The 15,366-nt window shown below is 67.9% G+C and carries 15 protein-coding genes and 1 pseudogene; 10 read left to right on the forward strand and 6 right to left on the reverse strand.

Annotated elements, in window-relative coordinates; genetic code table 11:
• Positions 1-54 precede the first annotated feature (54 nt).
• From H7K34_RS18240 to H7K34_RS18255, 4 genes are read left to right on the forward strand one after another with little or no spacing between them, the layout of a single operon-like run.
• Positions 55-1,371: an adenosylmethionine--8-amino-7-oxononanoate transaminase gene (locus H7K34_RS18240; protein ID WP_264063388.1), complete on the forward strand. Its 1,317-nt coding sequence runs from the start codon at positions 55-57 to the stop codon at positions 1,369-1,371.
• A 4-nt stretch (positions 1,372-1,375) separates the two neighbouring features.
• On the forward strand, positions 1,376-2,524 hold the full coding sequence (locus tag H7K34_RS18245) for an 8-amino-7-oxononanoate synthase (protein WP_264063389.1): 1,149 nt from the start codon (positions 1,376-1,378) through the stop codon (positions 2,522-2,524).
• Complete coding sequence (bioD, locus tag H7K34_RS18250; RefSeq protein ID WP_264063390.1) at positions 2,521-3,201, forward strand: dethiobiotin synthase; 681 nt, start codon at positions 2,521-2,523, stop codon at positions 3,199-3,201. The genes H7K34_RS18245 and bioD overlap by 4 nt, the downstream gene beginning before the upstream one ends.
• Complete coding sequence (locus H7K34_RS18255; protein ID WP_264063391.1) at positions 3,201-3,704, forward strand: 2'-5' RNA ligase family protein; 504 nt, start codon at positions 3,201-3,203, stop codon at positions 3,702-3,704. The genes bioD and H7K34_RS18255 overlap by 1 nt, the downstream gene beginning before the upstream one ends.
• Here the strand turns inward: H7K34_RS18255 and H7K34_RS18260 are convergent.
• The 4 genes from H7K34_RS18260 to H7K34_RS18275 form a co-directional block, all read right to left on the reverse strand.
• Entirely contained in the window at positions 3,701-5,062 is a 1,362-nt protein-coding gene (locus tag H7K34_RS18260; protein WP_264063392.1) for a hypothetical protein, read from the reverse strand. The two genes, H7K34_RS18255 and H7K34_RS18260, sit on opposite strands and share 4 nt — an antisense overlap.
• Complete coding sequence (locus H7K34_RS18265; RefSeq protein WP_264063393.1) at positions 5,059-5,421, reverse strand: hypothetical protein; 363 nt, start codon at positions 5,419-5,421, stop codon at positions 5,059-5,061. The genes H7K34_RS18260 and H7K34_RS18265 overlap by 4 nt, the downstream gene beginning before the upstream one ends.
• A 4-nt stretch (positions 5,422-5,425) precedes the next feature.
• Entirely contained in the window at positions 5,426-7,279 is a 1,854-nt protein-coding gene (locus H7K34_RS18270) for a hypothetical protein (protein WP_372510804.1), read from the reverse strand.
• A 112-nt stretch (positions 7,280-7,391) separates the two neighbouring features.
• A complete protein-coding gene (locus H7K34_RS18275; protein ID WP_264063395.1) occupies positions 7,392-7,571 on the reverse strand; it encodes a hypothetical protein in 180 nt (59 codons plus the stop codon).
• Between the two features lie 172 nt (positions 7,572-7,743).
• Between H7K34_RS18275 and bioB the strand changes: the two genes are divergently transcribed.
• Genes bioB through H7K34_RS18290 form a run of 3 tightly spaced genes read left to right on the forward strand, consistent with a single transcriptional unit; the run spans position 7,744 to position 9,671 of the window.
• A complete protein-coding gene (gene bioB / locus H7K34_RS18280) occupies positions 7,744-8,781 on the forward strand; it encodes a biotin synthase BioB (RefSeq protein ID WP_108924245.1) in 1,038 nt (345 codons plus the stop codon).
• Between the two features lie 18 nt (positions 8,782-8,799).
• Positions 8,800-9,027 carry a biotin synthase auxiliary protein BsaP gene (gene bsaP, locus H7K34_RS18285; protein ID WP_108922891.1) on the forward strand — a complete coding sequence of 76 codons (228 nt, stop codon included), beginning with the start codon at positions 8,800-8,802 and terminating at the stop codon, positions 9,025-9,027.
• Positions 8,976-9,671 carry a DUF2567 domain-containing protein gene (locus tag H7K34_RS18290; RefSeq protein WP_264063396.1) on the forward strand — a complete coding sequence of 232 codons (696 nt, stop codon included), beginning with the start codon at positions 8,976-8,978 and terminating at the stop codon, positions 9,669-9,671. Before bsaP ends, H7K34_RS18290 begins: the two co-directional genes overlap by 52 nt.
• Here H7K34_RS18290 and H7K34_RS18295 read toward each other — a convergent pair.
• Together H7K34_RS18295 and H7K34_RS18300 are read right to left on the reverse strand one after the other, a co-directional pair.
• Positions 9,666-11,007, reverse strand: a pseudogene (locus H7K34_RS18295) (lipase family protein). The gene H7K34_RS18290 and the pseudogene H7K34_RS18295 overlap by 6 nt on opposite strands.
• A 112-nt stretch (positions 11,008-11,119) precedes the next feature.
• Positions 11,120-11,842, reverse strand: a complete 723-nt coding sequence (locus H7K34_RS18300) for an NUDIX hydrolase (protein WP_108922898.1) — start codon at positions 11,840-11,842, stop codon at positions 11,120-11,122.
• A gap of 46 nt (positions 11,843-11,888) precedes the next feature.
• Between H7K34_RS18300 and nadA the strand changes: the two genes are divergently transcribed.
• Genes nadA through nadC form a run of 3 tightly spaced genes read left to right on the forward strand, consistent with a single transcriptional unit; the run spans position 11,889 to position 15,357 of the window.
• The gene (nadA, locus tag H7K34_RS18305; protein ID WP_264063397.1) at positions 11,889-12,938 is read left to right on the forward strand and encodes a quinolinate synthase NadA; all 1,050 of its coding nucleotides are present in this window, start codon (positions 11,889-11,891) and stop codon (positions 12,936-12,938) included.
• Positions 12,938-14,503 carry an L-aspartate oxidase gene (locus H7K34_RS18310; protein WP_264063398.1) on the forward strand — a complete coding sequence of 522 codons (1,566 nt, stop codon included), beginning with the start codon at positions 12,938-12,940 and terminating at the stop codon, positions 14,501-14,503. Before nadA ends, H7K34_RS18310 begins: the two co-directional genes overlap by 1 nt.
• A complete protein-coding gene (gene nadC, locus H7K34_RS18315) occupies positions 14,503-15,357 on the forward strand; it encodes a carboxylating nicotinate-nucleotide diphosphorylase (protein WP_264063399.1) in 855 nt (284 codons plus the stop codon). The genes H7K34_RS18310 and nadC overlap by 1 nt, the downstream gene beginning before the upstream one ends.
• Positions 15,358-15,366 lie beyond the last annotated feature (9 nt).

A 15,366-nucleotide genomic window follows, 5' to 3' on the forward strand; every position in this document is an offset into this window, starting at 1 on the left:
ATGCTCCCCGATGGCTGGGTTTTGTGCGACCCGGCTGCTTTACTCTCGGTTGCTATGCCTGCGGCGACATCCGGGTTGACGCCCGAGCACATCAGCGCGATCGACGCCACGCACGTGTGGCATCCGTACAGCACCATCGGCAGTGAATCCGTCGCCCCGGTGGTGGCCGTGGGTGCCCGCGGCGCCTGGTTGACGCTGGTCCGGGACCGTGAGCGGGTCGAGGTGCTGGACGCGATGAGTTCCTGGTGGACCGCGATCCACGGTCACGGCCACCCGGTGCTGGACGCGGCGCTGACGACCCAGCTGGGCACGATGAATCACGTCATGTTCGGCGGGCTGACCCACGAACCGGCGGCCCGGCTGGCGCAGCTGCTGGTGGAGATCACCCCGGCCGGTCTGGAAACGGTGTTTTTCAGCGATTCCGGGTCCGTGTCGGTGGAGGTCGCAGTGAAGATGGCGCTGCAGTACTGGCGCAGCCGCGACCTGCCCGACAAACACCGGCTGATGACCTGGCGGGGCGGTTACCACGGCGACACATTCACGCCGATGAGTGTCTGCGACCCCGACGGCGGCATGCATTCGCTGTGGACCGACATCCTGGTCCGCCAGGTCTTCGCGCCACAGGTACCCAGTGACTACGACGCGGCCTACACCGCGGCCTTCGAGCAGCAACTCGCGGGGCACGCGGCCGAGCTGGCGGCCGTCGTCGTCGAACCCGTCGTCCAGGGCGCCGGCGGCATGCGCTTCCACGATCCGCGCTACCTGCGCGACCTGCGCGACATCTGCAGCCGGCACGACGTGCTGCTGATTTTCGACGAAATCGCCACCGGATTCGGCCGCACCGGCGAGTTGTTCGCCGCCGATCACGCCGGCGTCAGCCCGGACATCATGTGCGTTGGCAAGGCGCTGACCGGCGGATACCTCAGCCTGGCCGCCACGTTGTGCACCACCGACATCGCACACACCATTAGCGCCGGTGAGGCCGGCGCGCTGATGCACGGCCCCACCTTCATGGCCAATCCGCTGGCCTGTGCGGTGTCGGTGGCCAGTGTCGAAGTGCTGCTGGCCACCGACTGGCGGTCGCGGGTCGCCGAGATCGCGGCCGGGCTTGCGCGGGGACTCGAGCCGGCGCGAGCCTTCCCCGGCGTGGCCGACGTGCGCGTGCGCGGCGCCATCGGCGTCATCGAATGCACTGCACCTGTCGACTTGGCCGTGGCCACCCCGGCGGCGCTGGACCACGGCATCTGGCTGCGCCCGTTCCGTAACCTGATCTACGCGATGCCGCCCTACATCTGCGGGCCTGAGGACATCGCGCGGATCACCTCGGCGATGGTCGAGGTCAGCCGGCTCGTCGGCTCTCGTAGTCTCTAAGGCGATGAAGGCACCGATCGAGGTTTCCCCGCTCGCCTGGCTGGAGCCTGTCGAACGGCAGCGCCGACAGGCCGCGCTGCGTCGCTCGCTGCGGCCGCGCCCGGCGGTCGCCACCGAGCTGGACCTCGCCTCCAACGACTACCTGGGACTGTCCCAGCATCCGGACGTGATCGATGGCGGCGTCGCGGCGCTGCGCATTTGGGGAGCCGGGGCGACCGGCTCGCGCCTGGTCACCGGCGATACCGAACTGCACCAGCAATTCGAGGCCGAGCTGGCCGACTATGTCGGCGCCCCGGCGGCGTTGCTGTTCTCCTCGGGATACCTGGCCAACCTCGGCGCGGTCGTCGGGCTCTCGGGCCCCGGTTCGCTGCTGGTCTCCGACGCGCATTCGCATGCCTCGCTGGTGGATGCCTGCCGGCTGTCGCGGGCCCGGGTGGCGGTGACGCCGCACCGCGACGTCGACGCGGTCGATGCGGCGCTGAGCTCACGCGACGAGGAGCGGGCCGTCGTCATCACCGACTCGGTGTTCAGCGCCGACGGCGCACTGGCCCCGCTGGGAGACCTGCACGATGTCTGCCGCCGCCACCGGGCGCTGCTGATCGTCGACGAGGCACACGGGCTCGGCGTGCGCGGGGAGGGCCGCGGGCTGCTGTACGAACTGGGACTCGCCGGTGCGCCCGACGTGGTGATGACCACGACGCTGTCCAAGGCGCTCGGCAGCCAGGGCGGCGTGGTGCTGGGGCCGGCGCAGGTGCGGGCTCATCTGATCGATGCGGCCCGCCCGTTCATCTTCGATACCGGCCTGGCGCCAGCCGCCGTCGGCGCCGCGCTGGCCGCGCTCGACGTGCTCCGAAGCGAGGTCTGGCGGCCCGCGGCGGTGCTGCGCAATGCCCGTGAACTCGCCCGTGTCTGCGATGTGCTCGAGGCGCCGCAGTCGGCGGTGGTGTCGGTGATTCTGGGTGAACCGGAGGTGGCGCTGGCCGCCGCGACCGCCTGCCTGGACGCGGGTGTGCGGGTGGGCTGTTTTCGGCCCCCCACCGTGGCCGCCGGGACATCGCGGCTGCGGCTCTCGGCGCGTGCCTCCCTGGACGCCGCCGAGTTGGATGTGGCGCGCCGCGTGCTGACCGACGTCCTGGCCGTGGCGCGCCGTTGACTGTCCTGGTCGTCACGGGTACCGGCACGGGGGTTGGCAAGACGGTCGCCGTCGCCGCGCTGGCCGCTCACGCGCGTCAGGCGGGCATCGACGTCGCGGTGTGCAAACCCGTTCAGACCGGCACCGACTCGGGCGACGACGATCTCGCCGAGGTGACCCGGCTGTCCGGGGTCACCGAGATCGCCGGGGTGGCTCGCTATCCGCAACCACTGGCGCCCGTGGCCGCGGCCGAGCAGGCCGGCGCGACGCTGCCCACCCGCGATCAAATGCTCGCGCGTATTCGCCACCTGGATCGCCCGGGCAGGCTCACCCTGGTCGAGGGCGCCGGCGGGCTGCTGGTCGAAATCGCCGACGCCGGCGTCACCCTGCGTGATCTCGCGGCCGACCTGGGTGCTGCGGTGCTGGTCACTGTCACCGCGGAATTGGGCACCCTGAACCACACCGCGCTCACTGTGGAATCACTTGCTGGACAACACATTACATGTGCCGGGCTGGTAGTCGGCAGCTGGCCGCGACAGCCTGGATTGGTGCAGACCTCGAACTTGGCGGCCCTGGCCCGGCTGGCACCGGTGCGGGCCGCGCTGCCCGCCGGAGCCGCCGCGATGAGCGTCGACGACTTCGCGGCGATGAGCGCCGCGGCGTTCGACCCCGACTGGGTGAGGACGCTCGTCGGCTGATGGTGCATTCGATCGAACTGGTCTTCGACCGCGACACCGAGGCCGCTGTCCGCCGGATCGCCGAAGAGCTGGCGGACGCCGGAATCCGCAGCCATGCCGCCAGCCGTCCACACGTCACACTGGCCGTCGCGGAAAGCATTTGGCCCGATGTCGACGAGCTGCTGCGTCCAGTCAGCCAACGGCTTGTACTGGACGCACTGATCGGCGCGCCCGTGTTGTTCGGCCATAGCAACGCCGTGTTCGCCCGGCTGCTGGTGCCGAGCCAAGAGCTGTTGGCGCTGCACGCCGAGGTGCACCGGCTGTGTCGCCCGCACCTGGCGCCAGCCCCGATGGCCAACAGCCTTCCCGGGCAGTGGACCGCACACGTCACGCTGGCGCGCCTCGTCGGTGAGGCCCAGCTGGGGCGGGCGCTGCGTATTGGCGGCCGTCGGGCGCAGCTGGAGGGCAGCTTTGCCGGCTTGCGCCGGTGGGACGGCAACGAGCGGGTCGAGCACCTGCTTTAGCCGCCGAAGAGTAGGTACAAGCCGGTAAACGTGTAGCCGACCATCACCAGCATCATGGTGAGTTGCCCGGTGAGCTGATGGCCGGCTGGCAGCAGCCGCAACGCCTTGTCGTGCGCCGCGATCACCGCGACGATGTGTCCGGTCACCACGCAGGCGACCTTGATGGTGGCCAGCACCGGCGGATGCTGGGACAGCAGGTAGGCCACCTGTAAATGCGCCAGTCCCAACAGATTCCAGCCATGATCGAGTGGATCGGCGAGCGCAATGACGGCCTGCTGTCCGCGCTCGACCAGATAAGACAGGTAGTGGGCGAAGATGTAGCCCACCACGATCGGGATCAGCGAGTGCGCCAGCTGGCCGGGTAGTGCGCGACGCTGCTCGCGGTCCAGCCCGCCGGTTGCCCGCGCGGCCAGCGAAAAGGTCAGTGCGACAAACGAAATAAAGACCAGCAACCCGACCGTCTTCAGCGCTGACGACGACAGGGTGACCGGCATGCCGTGCGCCAGCCGCGAAACCCTGTCGGCGAAGTTGCGCCAGGTCGGTGCCGACGAGTAGCTGTCGAACGCCGTTGACCCGAGCAGCACCGCCAGCATCGCGACCACTCCGGGCCGCACGGGCAGCGACGGCAGATGATCGAACGGGTTGCCGACGACGATCTGCCCGGTCGTCGTCGACCGGCGAAACGGGGACAGCCGCGACACCGCCATGCTGTACACGCCGAACGGGTCGGCCCTGGCCAGCCAGCGCTGCCCGCACAGCAACGCCCCGGCAAGTAACACCACCGCGTACGCCAGCAGCCAAGCCCGCACCCAGGGCAGCGACGCGGAGTTCGGGCTCGCAAGTTCCAGCCAGACGAACGCGAACAGCCCCACCGCGGCCGGGCGGTATCCCCAGCTTTCCGGGCAGGAGAGCCGCGGCCGGCTCAGCCGTTCCGGCAGCGCACGCCGCAGCAGCAGGTACACCGTGCGCATCGGTGAGATCGCTCGCCAGACCGGCCCGACCGCCAGCGACAGCGCGACCAGCCCGACCCACAGCAGCACATAGAACGCCCCGAGCAGGCCGTTGGCTTGCGTTTGCGGACCAAAGACCCCGGCCAGCACCGCCCACCCCGCGAAAGCCAGGGCCACGGCCGCCGCCGTCCAGCGCGTCGCGCGCGCGTCGACCAGCGTCGTCATCCACGCTGGCAGCGGGTGGCCGGGCGCATCCGGATCGAACCGAGGTCGCCGCCAGGCGAAGGCGACCAAAGCGAACGTGAACGTCAGCGCCCACGCCGCACCGACCATCGCGTACAGGTAGGACACCGGAAGATCGCCCGATCCGCCCAGGCCATGTGCCAGCAGCACAGGATCGGCCGTCACGGTTGGACTTGAATCGTCGCTATCGTGCGGTCCAGGTGATGGAGTTCCACCTCGACGTTGCCGGGGACGTCGACGCTGAAGTGGAAGACTTGATCGGGCGCGGCCGCGAGCTGGAATTTGTGATCGGGCACCGAGTGCACATGCAGCTCATCGGTGGCGTCACTGGCGACGTGCAGGGTGATGTCCTGTTTGACCTTCGCCTGCAGCGTCGCGTTCGTCGGAGTGACCTGGCCGTGGGAAATGGTGATGTCGATGTTCAACGGTCCGGCCGTGCCCTGACCCGGCGAACCACCACAGCCGATCACAGCACACATCAGCACCGTCACCCACGCCGCAAACAGCCTGCTGCGCAACGTCATTGACTTATGCCGCCCGCGGGAGTGGTTGCTTTTCCTGCACCGGTTCCGGCTCGGACTGGGCATTGTTGATCCGCCCCGCGCCCCACGTCAGGCCGGCGATGACCATCAGCGTCAGGATCAGCACGACGATCGAACCGATGTTGTACAGCCAGCCGGGGGCGTTCTGGTCACGCTCGCGCTGCAGGATGGTGATCTCGTGCACGAACGGCCGGTCGATCGAGGGCAGGGCGGGAACCTCGGCCGCGGGAATGGCGTCATCGGCCGGTTCGAAGATCGGTACGCCCGTCATCGTGTAGCCGTCTTGAATCCGCAACAGCGTCTTCCACGAACCCCAGACCGGAACCGGCCGGGTGGACCGGTAGTGGCCCGGGCCGACTTTGTCGAGGCGGTCGATCACCAGGCCACGCTGGTTGTCCATCCGGCCTTGCCAGGACAGAATCGTCACCCAATCCGGCTGCGAGCCAACCGTATCGGCCGGTGTCAGCTGAACATCGGCGGACACCATGCGCTTGCCGGGGGCGCTGGGTAGCTCGGTCAGCGTGATGGCGGCCTTGCCTTGTTGCGGCACCACGATATGCAGGCCGTTGGCCACCGCGCCGCCGATCACCAACACGGTCGCCACCACCACCGAGATACCGATCGAGCGGCTCGGCAACCGCTGCCCGGTCAACACCATGCCGAACAGCGCTCCGCACATCCCGGACAGCACGGCCACCGGCATCGCCATGGCCAGGGCCTCGCCCCAGATGCTGACCGGCCACGGGTAGTGGTACACCGCTGAAATCCACAGCGACTCCAGCCACAGCCCGACCGTCGCCACCACCAGACCGGACACGGCGCCAAAAACGATAGGGCGCTTGAACACCTGCGTCAGCGCCAGCAATTCGACCACCAGCGCGGGGCCCAGGTAGAGCGGGAACCAGTTGATCGGGGCGCCGAGCATGGGGCCCACCAGCAACGCGACCCCGCCGCGCAGCGCGACAGCGAACAACGCCGCGATGATCGCCGCGCCGCGGCCCATCGTGACGCGGGCGGCGACCGCCGCCAGGGCGGCCGCGAAGGCGATCATCATCGGCTGCAACACCAGGCGGAATTGCTCGACGCCGAAGTCGTATTCGATTTGGTAGACCGACAGCCCGATGAACATGCCACCGAAGGACAGGTAGCGCAGAAAGGTGATGAACGCGCCATGAGCGGCTTGCGAGGCTTGTTTCGAAGCCTGCTCGGCCTCGCCTTCGTGCTCTAGCATCAGCACCGCGAACAGCGAGAAGCAGGCACCGCCGATCATCATCAAATGTGTTGGACCCCAAAGGGTGACGTCTTGCCCGAAAATCCGGTGCCAGATGTCGTCGAGCGGGAAGCCGATCATCGCGTACATCCCACAGCCGGCCATCAGCACGCCGCCGACCGGCGCGTGCCAGTTGCGGGTGATGCGCACCGCCGCGGGACCGGGCTTCTCGAACGGGATGACGATCGCGATCATCCCGGCCAGGAACACCCCGAACAGGCCGATGATGATGAAGTAGTGCGCCGGGTTAGCCAGCGGCCCGGGGTCGCGGCCGTTGCCGATATGCCAGCTGACATCCCAGATGAAGCCGAACAGGGCGCAGATGATCGACGTGGTGAAAACCAGGACCGGCAGCGCCACCCAGCTAGGCCGGTGGAATATCTTGCCCAGCCTGTCGGCCAGCCGGGTCAACCACGTGATGCGATGTGTGCGGTGCGCGTAGCCCACCCACAACATGACCAACGCGATGACCATCGCGGCGACCGACAGCCCGATCACCTGGTTGAGTCCGGCACCGCGGGCCGACGGTTCGGCCAGAAGCGGCAGTCCCTCGGAGACTTTCGACACCATTGTCATGTCCTCCCTACTGCGCCGGGACGTCCCGGGAGATCCGATCCAGCTAACACTTGTTACCGCCGGCCAGGTTGGCGATCCAAGGGGTAATGCCCCGATTGAGGGTGTGTCAATCACCCCTGTCGTCCGGAGCTGTGCCCGGCTCCCGGGAATCCTCTGCCTGGCCATCACGGCGGTCCTTCAACGCGACATAGAGGACCACGGCGACGACGATCACGGCCGGCAGGAAGGCCGGCACCGCCAACACAATCCAGTGGTGTGCCAGGTACTCGACATGCTGAGCAGCCATCGTGGTCGTATACCCCTGCCATCGCCATTTCCTCGGTCCGGGCTCGCCCACGTCGCGGGCGGGTCTGCGCGGGCCGTTACCCTACTTTGAACACCGTTTCGTTCAGCTGCCACGACGTTGTGGCGGATGTGACCGCAGATGCGGACACGACAAAGATGCAGGGGAGTACTTGGTGACTCAAGCGGCAACTCGACCCACCACCGAAGCCGGCCATGACGCGGACATCCTGGCGGTAGCCCGCCAGCAGGTGCTCCAGGACGGCAAGGGACTGAGCCGGGACCAAGTTCTTCAGGTGTTGCAGCTGCCCGACGAGCGGCTCGAGGAGCTGCTCGGGCTGGCCCACGAGGTGCGGATGCGCTGGTGTGGCCCCGAGGTCGAGGTCGAGGGCATCATCAGCCTCAAGACCGGCGGCTGCCCCGAGGACTGCCATTTCTGCTCCCAGTCCGGCTTGTTCGCCTCGCCGGTGCGCAGCGCCTGGCTGGACATTCCGAGCCTCGTCGAAGCCGCCAAGCAAACCGCGAAGTCGGGTGCCACCGAGTTCTGCATCGTGGCTGCTGTCCGTGGTCCGGACAAGCGGCTGATGTCCCAGGTCGCGGCCGGTATCGAGGCGATCCGCAACGAGGTCGAAATCAACGTTGCCTGTTCGCTGGGCATGCTGAGCCCCGAGCAGGTCTCCGAGCTCGCCGCGATGGGCGTACACCGCTACAACCACAACTTGGAGACCGCCAAGTCGTTCTTCACCAACGTCGTCACCACCCACACCTGGGAAGAGCGCTGGCAGACGCTGACGATGGTGCGTGACGCCGGCATGGAGGTGTGCTGCGGCGGCATCCTCGGCATGGGAGAGACCCTGGAACAGCGCGCGGAATTCGCGGCCGACCTCGCCGAGCTCGACCCCGACGAGGTACCGCTGAACTTCCTCAACCCGCGGCCCGGCACTCCGTTCGGCGATCTCGAGGTGATGCCGGTCAGCGAGGCGTTGAAGTCGGTGGCCGCGTTCCGGCTGGCGTTGCCGCGCACGATGCTGCGTTTCGCCGGTGGTCGGGAGATCACCCTGGGCGACCTCGGCGCCAAGCAGGGCATCCTGGGCGGCATCAACGCGGTGATCGTCGGGAATTACCTGACCACGCTGGGCCGCCCCGCCGAATCCGATCTGGAACTGCTCGAGGATCTGCAGATGCCCATTAAGGGGCTTAACGCGAGTTTGTAGCGGCTAGGTTTGAGTCTTGTGGTTCCAGATCTGGGCGCTCCGGTCGGCGCCGGCGTCTACAACGTCTATACCGGGGAATTGGGGGGTACGACCGTGCCCACCGCGGCCCAGCTGGGCCTTGAACCCCCGCGCTTTTGCGCCGAATGCGGGCGCCGGATGATCGTCCAGGTTCGCCCCGACGGCTGGCGGGCGCGATGCTCGCGGCACGGCGAAGTGGACTCGGCGGACTTGGAGACTCGGCGGTGACGGGACCTGCGGTTCCCACGGCAGCTCCCGAGTCCGCTGGCCACGCATCGCGGCTGCGTGCGATTTTGCTTGTGGCACTTGGATTCTCGGCGACTGGGGTGTTAATCGGCGGACTGTGGGCGTGGATGGCTCCGCCGATTCACTTGGTAGTCGCGATGACTCACGCCGGCGAGCGGGTGCACGAGTACCTGGGTTCGGAATCCCAGCACTTCTTCGACGTGCCGTGCCTGATGTTGGGTCTTTTGACGGTGCTGGCGGTCGTCGCGCCGGTGCTGGTGTGGCAGTGGCGCCGGTTTCGCGGGCCAGCCATGGTGATCGGCCTGACGATCGGCATGGTGGGCGCCGCCGCGGTGGCCTCGGGAGTGGGGGCGGTGCTGGTGCTGCTGCGCTACGGCGCGCTGGACGTCGACAAGGTGCCGCTGCTGGGAAGTCCGGCGGTGTCCTACGTCGTCGAGGCGCCGCCGGTGTTCTTCGGACTCGGGCCGCTTCAGATGGCCACCACGCTGTTGTGGCCCGCCGGCGTCGCGGCGCTGGTGTATGCCCTGCTGGCGGCCGGCAGTGCCCACGACGACCTGGGTAGCTCGGGGCTTACCGATCAGCCGTCGTACACGTCGCCGATGGAGCCGGAAGCCTCCGTCTCATAGCGGGCGGCGGCGAATCTTTCGGCCGGTGATGACCTTGGCCGCGATGACGCCGAGGCGAAGCATGCCCGCATAGGTGATCGGGTTGAAGGCCGTCGGCCAGGTGGTTCTGATCAGATGGTCCTTCAGCGGCCGGCGGGCGAAGCGGTCGGTGAGCCAGCGAAGGGCCATCGGAGCCGACAGCGGGTGCAACAACGCATGTTCGTTGAACGCGTCGCGGTGGTAGGTGACGTCCGCGCCGCCGGCCGAATAGGCGTCGGCCAGCGCGTCGATGTCGTGGACGTCGATCAGGTAGTCGTATACGGCCTGCACGATCAACACCGGCGGCGCCGGCGTCGCGACGCCCAGCTTGATGCTGTCGAAGACGTGCGACACCTCGGGTGAAGACAGGATGTCCTCGAGCGGCTCGTCGAGATAGGTCCCCATGTTCTTGCCGGCCATTCGCACGATCGCGCCGACCGTCGTCATCTTTTCCAGTCGGTTCAGCAGGGCGCGGCCCTCGTCGTTGGTGTGCTCGGTGATGACCCGATCCAGCTCGGGGTAGATGTGCGCGAGCGCCGCCACCACCAGCGCGGGCAAGCCCGCGAACACGCCACCGTTGAGCCGGCGGAAGGTGTGGCCCAGGTCGCCGACTGGTGATCCCAGCACCGCCCCGACGATGTCCAGCTCCGGCGCGTAGTCGGCACACATCTCGGCTGCCCACGCGCTGGCCAGGCCGCCGCCGGAGTATCCCCACAACCCGATCGGCGCCGACGGCGACAACGCGATCCGGTCCGAACTCTGGGCGGCCCGGATACCGTCCAGGACGCGATAGCCGGGTTCAATCGGCGCGCCCCAAATCCCTTGCAGCCCTTCGTGATCAGGCACCGAGACCGCCCAGCCTTCGGCGAGGGCGGCAGCCACCATGAAGAGCTCCAATTTGAGCTATCGAACCCAGCGCCTTCGACCGTCTGCGCAGCGCGTAGGACGGAAAACAGCGCGACGATATGGCGTCAATCGCGCACTGGTAGGACAACAGCGGGCAGGCCTGGCCCGGGACGCGTTCGGACGGGACGATCACGGTCGTCACGCATGCCTCGGGGGCGCCGTTCATGTTCGTCGTGCGGTAGAGCAGCTGGACGGCCGAAACGGGTTGTGGAATCAGGCCGGCGAGTGCCAGTTCGACGTCGCGGGAACGCAGCACCGTCCCGGGCTCGGCGTGCCGGAAGCCCGACGGTGGCTGGTAGAACGGGTCGTCGCAGGGCAGCAGCGGGCGCACCTTGGGCTGCAATTCCTCGTGGGGCGGCCGACCGATCCATTCCGCACCGTCGCTACCTGCTAAATTGCCGAGTTCAACCATTCAGGGGTCCCTTCTAGGCCACCCGGCATTTTCCCGTATGAACGGGCGGTAACCAAAATGTAATGGCCGGGTTGTGAGCCATTTCTCGTTGAGCGGCCGGCCGTGGCGCTGATCAAGGCTGGCCGGGCGGCCGTAGCGCGGCAAACTCGTCGGTGACCCGCAGCGCAGCGTCGGTGAAGTGGTACAAAGCCGCCGGTCGTCCGCCGCTACGACCTGATTGCGCGATGGTTCCGGTTTGCGTGATAACGCCGCGGCGCGCCAGCACCCGCTGCAGATTCGTCGCGTCCACCTGATAGCCGAAGGTCGCGCCATAGATGTCACGCAGTGTGGAAAGTGCGAATTCCTTTGGTGCCAAGGCAAATCCGATGTTCGTGTAGGACATTTTGGCGATTAGTCTTGTGTGCGCGTGTGTCACCATCGGGCCGTGGTCGAACGCCATCGGCGGCAATGCGCTGACCGGGTGCCACCGGGTGTCCGGCGGCAGCTCGGGCGTGGCGGGGGAGGGCACCAGGCCCAGGAAGGTCGAGGCAATCACCCGCGCGCCCGGAACCCGGTGCGGGTCGGAGAACACGGCGAGCTGTTCCAAGTGGGCCAGCTCCTGCAGATCCACCTTTTCGGCCAGCTGACGCCGCACGGAGGTGATCATGTCTTCGTCGTTGCGCAATCGTCCGCCCGGAAGTGACCAGGAGCCTCGTTGCGGGTCGCGCGCACGCTCCCATAACAGCACGTTTAGCTGCGGTTTTCCCGTTCGGGAGGCTCCCTTAACCTGCTCGGCAACCTGGCGAACCTGGAATACAACCGCGAGCACTTCATGGGCGGTGCTACCATTGGGCATGTTTTCGATTATAAGTCGAAAACCTCCTGAGTCGAGAGGAGCCGCCGTGACGGTGATGAATCGCATGGACACGCTCGCCGAAGACATGGTTGCCAGCATCACCAATTCCCCCAACGGTTACGGCGGCGTGGACGGCGATGAGCAGTGGGCCAACGAGATTCGTCGTTTGGCGGAACTGCGCGGCGCCACCGTGCTCGCGCACAATTACCAGCTGCCCGCCATTCAGGACGTCGCCGACCACGTCGGAGACTCGCTCGCGCTGTCGCGGATCGCCGCCGACGTATCCGAGGACACCATCGTGTTCTGCGGCGTGCACTTCATGGCCGAGACGGCCAAGATCCTGAGCCCGGAGAAGACCGTGCTCATCCCGGATCAGCGGGCCGGTTGCTCGCTGGCAGATTCGATCACGCCCGACGACCTCCGCGCCTGGAAAGACGAGCACCCCGGCGCGGTCGTCGTCTCCTACGTCAACACCACGGCGGCCGTGAAGGCGCTCACAGACATCTGCTGCACCTCGTCCAACGCGGTCGAGGTGGTCGAGTCGATCGACCCCGATCGAGAGGTGCTGTTCTGCCCGGACCAATTCCTGGGTGCGCATGTCCGCCGGGTGACGGGCCGCAAGAACGTGCACGTGTGGGCGGGTGAATGCCATGTGCACGCCGGCATCAACGGCGACGAGCTCGCCGAGCAGGCCCGCGCCAATCCCGACGCCGAACTCTATGTGCATCCCGAATGCGGCTGTGCCACTTCGGCCTTGTACCTGGCTGGTGAGGGTGCCTTTCCCGCCGACCGGGTCAAGATCCTTTCCACCGGCGGCATGCTCGACGCGGCACACGAGACGCACGCCCGCAAGGTCCTGGTCGCCACCGAGGTTGGCATGTTGCACCAATTGCGCCGAGCCGCACCGGAAGTGGACTTCCGCGCGGTCAACGACCGCGCCTCATGCAAATACATGAAGATGATCACCCCTGGGGCGCTGCTGCGCTGCCTGGTGGAAGGCGCAGACGAGGTCGCCGTCGACCCGGATGTCGCGGCGGTGGGCCGGCGCAGCGTACAGCGAATGATCGAGATCGGCCAGCCCGGCGGCGGCGAGTGATGACCCGCCCCGCTTGGACACACCACGCTGACGTCGTGGTGATCGGTACGGGCGTAGGGGGATTGGCGGCCGCGCTGGCCGCCCATCGCGCCGGGCGCAACGTAGTCGTGCTCAGCAAGGCTGAGCAGACCTACGGCGTCACCGCAACGCACTACGCGCAGGGTGGTATCGCGGTCGTGCTGCCGGACAACGACGACTCCGTCGACGCCCACGTCGCCGACACGATGGCGGCGGGCGCGGGCATGTGCGATCCGCAAGCGGTGTACTCGATCGTCGCCGACGGCTATCGCGCGGTCACCGAATTGGTCTCCAACGGCGCGCGATTCGACGAAGCGGTGCCCGGCAAGTGGGCTCTCACCCGCGAAGGCGGGCACTCGCGACGCCGCATCGTGCACGCCGGCGGCGACGCCACCGGCGCCGAGGTCCAGCGAGCGCTCGACCACGCCGCGCAGACGCTGGATATTCGCACCAGCCACGTGGCGTTGCGAGTGCTGCACGATGGCGCCGCGGTGACTGGCGTAGCGGTGGGCAATCCGGACGGCTTCGGGATCGTCAGCGCGCCCTCGGTGATTATGGCATCCGGCGGGCTCGGACATCTCTACAGCGCGACGACCAATCCCGACGGATCCACCGGCGACGGAATCGCTTTGGCCTTGTGGGCCGGCGTCCCGATCAGCGATCTCGAGTTCATCCAGTTCCATCCGACCATGTTGTTCGGTGGCCAAGCCGGTGGTCGCCGGCCGCTGATCACCGAGGCCATTCGCGGCGAAGGTGCGGTATTAATTGACCGGCAAGGCAATTCGGTCACTGCTGGTGTTCACCCGATGGGTGACCTGGCGCCGCGCGATGTCGTCGCGGGAGCGATCGACGCGCGGCTGAAGGCCACCGGCGACGAGTGCGTCTACCTCGACGCGCGCGACATCGAGGGCTTCGAGGCTCGCTTCCCCAACGTCACCGCCTCATGCCGGGACGCCGGCGTCGACCCGGTCACCCAACCCATCCCCGTTGTTCCCGGCGCGCATTACAGCTGCGGCGGCGTGGTGACCGACGTGCACGGTCAGACCGAGCTGCCCGGGCTGTTCGCCGCCGGCGAGGTTGCCCGCACCGGGATGCACGGCGCGAATCGCTTGGCGTCCAACAGCTTGCTGGAAGGCCTGGTGGTGGGTGGTCGCGCCGGGAAGGCCGCCGCCGCGCACGCGCTCGCGACGGGACGGATCTCCGCGAACGCGCCGGAGCCGATTACCCACACCGCCTCGAAGCGCCGCGAACTACAGACCGCGATGGCCCAGGACGCGTCGGTGGTACGCGACGCCGTTGGGCTGCAGCGCCTCTCCGAGACGCTGTCGCGGGCGCGCGTCCGCACTGTCGAGGGCCGTCGCGACTTCGAGGACGTGGCGCTGACGCTGACCGCGCGCGCCGTGGCCGCCGCGGCGTTGGCCCGCAACGAAAGCCGGGGCTGCCATCACCGTGCGGAGTACCCCGACACCGCGCCGGAACAAGCCCGCAGCATCGTGGTCCGGCTGGCCGACACCGTGTGCGCCGAAGCCCTGGCAGCGGTGTCCTGATGACGTTGTCCGACGGCGAACTGGCCGCCGCTCGCGAGACCGTTCACCGTGGCCTGGAAGAGGATTTGCGCTATGGGCCCGACATCACCACACTCGCGACGGTGCCCGACGGTGAGGCCACGGCCTCGATGGTGCCGCGCGAGCCGGGCGTGATCGCCGGATTGGACGTCGGCTTGCTGGTGCTCGACGAGGTGCTCGGCGCCGACGGGTACCAGGTGCTCGACCGCGTCGAGGACGGCGCCCACGTGCAACCCGGCCAGCCGGTCTTGACGGTGCGGGCGGGTAACCGGGGACTGCTGACCGCCGAACGGACGATGCTGAACCTGATCTGCCACCTGTCCGGCATCGCGACGGCGACGGCGGCCTGGGTGGATGCCGTGAGCGGCACCAAGGCCCAGGTCCGCGATACCCGCAAGACGCTGCCCGGGCTGCGCGCGCTGCAGAAGTACGCCGTGCGGATCGGCGGCGGGGTCAACCATCGCCTTGGACTGGGCGACGCCGCGTTGATCAAGGACAACCACGTCGCCGCCGCGGGATCGGTCGTCGAGGCGTTGCGGGCGGTGCGCGAGGCCGCACCCGATCTGCCCTGTGAGGTCGAAGTCGACTCGCTCGAGCAGCTCGACGAGGTACTGCCGGAGAAGCCGGAGCTGATCCTGTTGGACAATTTCCCGGTGTGGCAGACCCAAATCGCTGTGCAGCGTCGTGACTCCCGCGCACCGGCGGTGCTGCTGGAGTCCTCCGGCGGGCTCAGCCTGGACACCGCCGCGGAATATGCGGGCACCGGAGTGGACTACCTGGCCGTCGGCGCACTGACCCACTCGGTGCGGGTGCTCGATATCGGCCTGGACATGTAGGTCCGGCCG

This window comes from Mycobacterium montefiorense, assembly GCF_025823255.1.
Classification (GTDB): domain Bacteria; phylum Actinomycetota; class Actinomycetes; order Mycobacteriales; family Mycobacteriaceae; genus Mycobacterium; species Mycobacterium montefiorense.

Coding starts and splice junctions, on each gene's coding strand:
- H7K34_RS18240 (WP_264063388.1), top strand. CDS start 55: ATGCCTGCGGCGACATCCGGGTTGACGCCCGAGCACATCAGCGCGATC.
- H7K34_RS18245 (WP_264063389.1), top strand. CDS start 1,376: ATGAAGGCACCGATCGAGGTTTCCCCGCTCGCCTGGCTGGAGCCTGTC.
- H7K34_RS18255 (WP_264063391.1), top strand. CDS start 3,201: ATGGTGCATTCGATCGAACTGGTCTTCGACCGCGACACCGAGGCCGCT.
- H7K34_RS18265 (WP_264063393.1), bottom strand. CDS start 5,421: ATGACGTTGCGCAGCAGGCTGTTTGCGGCGTGGGTGACGGTGCTGATG.
- H7K34_RS18270 (WP_372510804.1), bottom strand. CDS start 7,279: ATGGTGTCGAAAGTCTCCGAGGGACTGCCGCTTCTGGCCGAACCGTCG.
- H7K34_RS18275 (WP_264063395.1), bottom strand. CDS start 7,571: ATGGCTGCTCAGCATGTCGAGTACCTGGCACACCACTGGATTGTGTTG.
- H7K34_RS18290 (WP_264063396.1), top strand. CDS start 8,976: ATGCTCGCGGCACGGCGAAGTGGACTCGGCGGACTTGGAGACTCGGCG.
- H7K34_RS18300 (WP_108922898.1), bottom strand. CDS start 11,842: ATGCCCAATGGTAGCACCGCCCATGAAGTGCTCGCGGTTGTATTCCAG.
- H7K34_RS18310 (WP_264063398.1), top strand. CDS start 12,938: ATGACCCGCCCCGCTTGGACACACCACGCTGACGTCGTGGTGATCGGT.
- nadC (WP_264063399.1), top strand. CDS start 14,503: ATGACGTTGTCCGACGGCGAACTGGCCGCCGCTCGCGAGACCGTTCAC.